The following is a 508-nucleotide window of genomic DNA, read 5'->3' on the forward strand; positions in this document are numbered from 1 at the left end:
CGGCTGCGTCCCGTTTTTCAAGTGAGTTCTTAGGATCAGTAGATTGTCTCGCATCATTTGTGCTGAGTCCAAGTTCTGGGTATGTGTGTGAACCCATTTTTCATAATTATGAGTGTGGATTTCACTGTGGGCAGCGGCATTTTTGTAGGCCCAGTGTCCCTTGTCAGCCTTATGCATTGGCATCCACACGCCGTTATCGGGATCATTTATCCCAATGCCGTGAAAGTGTAGATCCACGCGAGATTCTGCAGCTAGCTGAGTTTTGCCTTTACCTTGTACTAAGTGATGTGCTGTAAATCTAGGGCTGGGCTGGGGGCGTCCTTCAGAGCGCATGAAGTTGGCTAGTCTATCGGTCGGGTGATGTTTTTCATTGGCGAGTTCTTTTTGTGCCTTCTGCATGTCATCCCATTCACCTTCAGTAGCGCCGCTTGCAGCTCTTCTGTATTCATCTAGCCGACACTGAACTTGAATCTGTGTAAATGTCTTGAGTCGTTCAAGGCGCAGATGA

The 508-nt window shown here is 48.0% G+C and carries 1 protein-coding gene; it reads right to left on the bottom strand.

The window, feature by feature from the left end; translation table 11 throughout:
* Nucleotides 1-508 (bottom strand): AHH domain-containing protein (locus ACFQEU_RS18090; protein ID WP_379784420.1); only part of this gene is annotated, 508 nt, incomplete at both ends.

This window comes from Halorubrum tibetense, from assembly GCF_042661865.1.
In the GTDB taxonomy this organism is placed as follows: Archaea; Halobacteriota; Halobacteria; order Halobacteriales; family Haloferacaceae; genus Halorubrum; species Halorubrum tibetense.